This is a genomic window from Chryseobacterium sp. (genome assembly GCF_022712095.1).
Classification (GTDB): domain Bacteria; phylum Bacteroidota; class Bacteroidia; order Flavobacteriales; family Weeksellaceae; genus Chryseobacterium.
Map to the genome: position 1 here is coordinate 1 of NZ_JALAHD010000076.1, position 4,531 is coordinate 4,531.

The following is a 4,531-nucleotide window of genomic DNA, read 5'->3' on the forward strand; positions in this document are numbered from 1 at the left end:
ATATTGATGAAAAGAGTATTAATGAATCAAATAGTTTAGTGATAAATAATAATATTAACCTTCCCATACAAGAACTTAATGAATCCCTTATAGAAAATAAAACTTATCAAGCTTTTACCTTTGATTTAGACACAATAAGTGAGGATTTATTACAAGATATAATTAAGTTTAAAGAAGGACAAGAGTTTAAAATAATCTAACTGATTAGATTAAGGAAATAGAAAACCACCGTAATGCGGTGGTTTTTGTTATTTATAGAGAAAAAAAATTACTATGTAAAGAATTTAGGGGATAAGAAATTGAATTGATTATATTTGTAAAAATGAAAGTAAAATCATGATGGAAAAGCTAAAGAGTTTACGAAAACAGCGGGGCTATACCTAGGAATATATGTCCAAGATTATCTCCACGGATGTATTCAATTACAGCCGTAAAGAAAGAGGCGAAGTAAGAATTTATGATGATGAATGGGAAAAGCTAGCCAAGGCTTTAGATGTTTCAGTGGAAGATATCAAGGAAGAAAGAGGTCCTAATATAGTACAGTATAACGATTTTCATGATCAGTCTGCCAATAATTATTATGAACAGTATATTAATATTCCCCATTCTGTTTTAGAAAACTTACAGGACTTTATTAAGATACTGAAGGAACAAGTTGGTACATTAAAAGAAGAAGTACAGCAACTAAGAACCAATAAAAAATAATATCTCATAAGTTTTTAAAAAGTAAAAAAAGAAAGCCCCCTCAATACCGAGACACCCTTATTTTTCTCCCTAATAAATATTTGACCTCTAAGAATTTACTTGAAATGAGTTATTTTCATAAAAATTTCATATTTTTGCAACCTAAAATTTTAATCAATAATGAAGGTTACCGCAAAAAACCATGATGATGTAAGTGCATTACTTACAGTGACATTGGAGAAATCTGACTACAAAGACAAAGTAGAGAAGCAATTGATTAATTATGCTAAAAATGCGCAAGTTCCTGGTTTCAGAAAAGGGAAAGTGCCTTTAAGTATGGTTAGAAAACAATATGAAGCAGGGATCGCATTTGAAGAGATCAACAAGCAGGTTTCAGATGCTTTAAATAACTACGTTAACGAAAACAAACTAAGATTAGTTGGACAGCCAGTTCCACAGCCTGTAAATGAATTTGATCATAATGCAGATCAGTTGGAGGTTGCTTTTGAAGTTGGTTATGAGCCTGACTTTACTATAGATTTGGCTAAATATGAAGCTCCTCACTATAAAGTAGAGGCTTCTGAAAAAGAAATCAATAAAAGCATAGAAAATATGCAGAAACGTTTTGCAGAACAGGTTCCGCAAGACAAAATTACTAAAGACTCTTACGTTGCTTTAGAAATTTCTCAGGTAGTGGAAGAAGATGCAGAAGGAGAGCACCACCACCATCCAAAGAATGTAACCATTACAGCTGAAAACAAAGAAGCTTTCAAATTGGTGAAATCTTTGAAAATGGACGGTTTTGTAAAAGTTTCTAAGGAAACCCTTCAGAGTGATGAGAACTTGGCAAAAGAATTAGGTTTCAGTAAAGAAGAAGCTGAGCATTTACACCATGCGGAAGTGGAAGTAAAAGTAAAAGATTTCTATAGCCTAAACCTGGCAGAACTTAACCAGGAGCTTTTTGATAAAGTATACGGAGAAGGAAATATAAAATCTGAAGAAGAGCTTAAAGAAAAAGTAAAAACTGAATTGGATGAGTATTTCCAGCAAAATGCTGATGTTCACTTTGTGAATAAAGTATTGGAGCAGGTTACTGAAAAAGAAGAAGTAAAGCTTCCTGAAGACTTCTTAGTAAAATGGTTAGTATTCTCTAATCAGAACATTCAGACTGAAGAGCAGGCAAAAGAAATTTTAAATGCAGAGAAAAATCAGTTAAAATACCAGATCATTGAAGGCAAACTGATGAATGACAACGAAGTTCAGATTGATTATGCTGATGTATTGGCTCAGGCTGAACAATTGGTAAGAAATCAGTTGGCTATATACGGTATCCACCATTTAGGAGATGAAGAAATTCAAAAATATGCTGTTGAAATGTTGAAAGATCAGGAGCAGGTAAGACAGATCTCTTCAGAAGTTGCTATGGCAAAATTAAAAGATATCATCCTTGAAAAAGCTTCTAAAAAAGAAACTAAAATTTCTCACGATGACTTCTTAGAAGAACTTAAGAAATAATTGAGTTCCTATATATAATTTAAAACCACCAGGATTCTGGTGGTTTTTTTATGGAGTACTGATTTTTATTTCAATCAATATTCCTATATTTACCCTCTAAATAAACTATATGAAAAAGATAATCGTTCCGTTTTTCTGTGCTGTTTTATTCTCTTCACCGGTAATAGCACAAAAAGCAACTGCTGCTAAGGCGGAAGTAACAAAAACGCAATTAACGCCTCAGCAGGTTATTGATAACTATCTTACTGCATTAGGAGGAAAAGATAAATTAGAAGCTGTAAAAACTACTATCACAGATAATACCCTTAGTGTTCAGGGAATGGAAATTTCTATGACCACTAAAAAGATGGGTAATAAGTTCAAATCTGTACAAAGTGTAATGGGGCAGCAAATGACTCAGCTTTTTGACGGTGAAAAAGGATATTTTGACCAGATGGGGAAGAAAATGGATATTCCTGCAGACAAGATCACTGAATTGAAAAAAGGAAAAACAGTAGATGCTTTAGGGTATGATGCAGCCAATTTTAAAACGGTTACCGTAGAGAAAATTGATGGTAAGGATTATAATGTTTTATCTTCGGATAATGGGAAATATTATTTTGATGCGGCTACTAATTTGCTTTATAAGTCAGAATCCAAAGAAGGAAACGCTACTATAAAGGCTTATATGACTGTAGACGGCTTGAAATTCCCATCGGAAATTGATGCAGAAGGAAACGGTCAGAAAATCACGATCAAGACAACTAAGGTAGTCATAAATTCAGGAGTAACGGAAGCAGACTTCAAATAGAAATACAACACTAAATAATAAACCCGGAAAATTTAATCTTCCGGGTTTTATATTATTATTAAGAACCATATTCTTTTTTCCATTCTTCAGCAGCTTCACTGAGAACCGTATAAAAATCCTCTCCGTATTTTCTGGTAATGGGAGTTTTTAAGAATTTATAAACAGGAACCTGTAATTCTTTTCCTAAAGTACAGGCATCACTGCATACATTCCATTCATGGTAATTTAAAGCCGTAAAAGTAGAATATTCCGTAACTCGGATAGGATAGAGGTGACAGGAAATAGGCTTTTGCCAGTCTACTGCTCCGTCTTCATATGCCTTTTCGATACCACATTTGGTAATTCCTTTTTCGTCGAAGGTCACATAAGCACATTCGCGGTCTTCTACCATAGGAGTAACGTACATTCCATCCATAGGGTCAGTAGTCCACATTCCCTGCTCTTCCAGAGCTTTTATGCCCTCTTGGGTAAGATAAGGTTTTATTTTGTCAAAAATACTGTCTAAAATTTCCAGCTCCTCTTTATCCAGGGGAGCCCCTACATCTCCTTCCACACAACATGCACCTTTACATTTGGAAAGGTTACAAACAAATTCTTCAGAAAATATATCCTCAGAAATTAATTTATCATCTATCTGTATCATAATCTTTTAAAATAATTGAAAATAAGTTCCTAATTTATAAGTAATCAAACTTAAAATAATAAGCCATAAGTTGACTTCTTTCATCCAGAATTTGGGTAAAAACCGCAGCATTCTGCTTAATATTATACTCGATGGAAAAGCCAGAAGCAACAGATATTCATAGCTTTTATTCATATATAAAATAATGGTGGTCAGCTGTGCCACAAAAAAAACAAGTAAGAATGTATATTTATACCGGCTTGTCGGGCTCTTTTTATTGTAATTCTTAAAATGATCATACACTGCATAGATGAGCATTAATGCAATCGGAATTAAAGGATATAATCCTGAGTAATCCGTTACCAGCGTCATTTTTCCAAATGGAAAATAATCTGTATTCCATGTTGTAAAACGGAAGAAAAACATAACAGAAAAGTAGCTGAAAGCAATAAGTATGATCCCTAAAAGAAACCTGAAAATATTTAAGCTTATCCTTTCTGAAGTAGCAATAACATGAACGATCACAAAAATAGCCATAGGCCATGTCGTTGGTAAAAAAATAAAATTTAATGCTACAATAGCACCTACAAGAACATAAGATTTCTTTCGGATATCTTCATCTGTACTGGTGAGGAGCAGTAAAAGAAATGAATTAGTGAGGAGTGCCACTGCAATTCCGATGTCTAAATTACCCGGATAAAGTCCAAATACAAAGAACGTATATAAAAATAAGGGCAAATGAGTCTGGTAATTAAGTGCAATGCTGTTAAAACAGAAATATCCCAAAGCAATTCCGATGAATGTAATTCCGGCAATTATCGCTTCGTAAGTGTTGAAATTCAGTATGTTAAATATTATTACTATTAAAAGAAGAAAACCAATATAAACAGGAATTGAAAAAATATTGCTTTCTTTTGAAA

Annotated in this window: 6 protein-coding genes; 4 read left to right on the forward strand and 2 right to left on the reverse strand. The window is 33.2% G+C overall.

Translation table 11 applies throughout. From position 1 onward, the window contains the following. The 4 genes from Q0A18_RS03570 to Q0A18_RS03585 all read left to right on the forward strand — a co-directional run. On the forward strand, positions 1–200 hold a 200-nt coding region (locus Q0A18_RS03570; protein WP_292008801.1), incomplete at its 5' end, for a hypothetical protein. Positions 201–390: 190 nt separating this feature from the next. After that, positions 391–705 carry a transcriptional regulator gene (locus tag Q0A18_RS03575; protein WP_292008802.1) on the forward strand — a complete coding sequence of 105 codons (315 nt, stop codon included), beginning with the start codon at positions 391–393 and terminating at the stop codon, positions 703–705. 159 nt (positions 706–864) lie between these two features. After that, positions 865–2,199 carry a trigger factor gene (locus Q0A18_RS03580; RefSeq protein WP_292008803.1) on the forward strand — a complete coding sequence of 445 codons (1,335 nt, stop codon included), beginning with the start codon at positions 865–867 and terminating at the stop codon, positions 2,197–2,199. Positions 2,200–2,308: 109 nt separating this feature from the next. Continuing rightward, the gene (locus Q0A18_RS03585) at positions 2,309–2,989 is read left to right on the forward strand and encodes a hypothetical protein (RefSeq protein WP_292008804.1); all 681 of its coding nucleotides are present in this window, start codon (positions 2,309–2,311) and stop codon (positions 2,987–2,989) included. Between the two features lie 58 nt (positions 2,990–3,047). Here Q0A18_RS03585 and Q0A18_RS03590 read toward each other — a convergent pair whose 3' ends face one another. Then, entirely contained in the window at positions 3,048–3,632 is a 585-nt protein-coding gene (locus Q0A18_RS03590; RefSeq protein WP_292008805.1) for a DUF3109 family protein, read from the reverse strand. A 6-nt stretch (positions 3,633–3,638) separates the two neighbouring features. Further along, positions 3,639–4,531, reverse strand: an 893-nt coding sequence (locus tag Q0A18_RS03595) for a DUF6427 family protein (RefSeq protein ID WP_292008806.1), incomplete at its 5' end; no start/stop codon positions are given.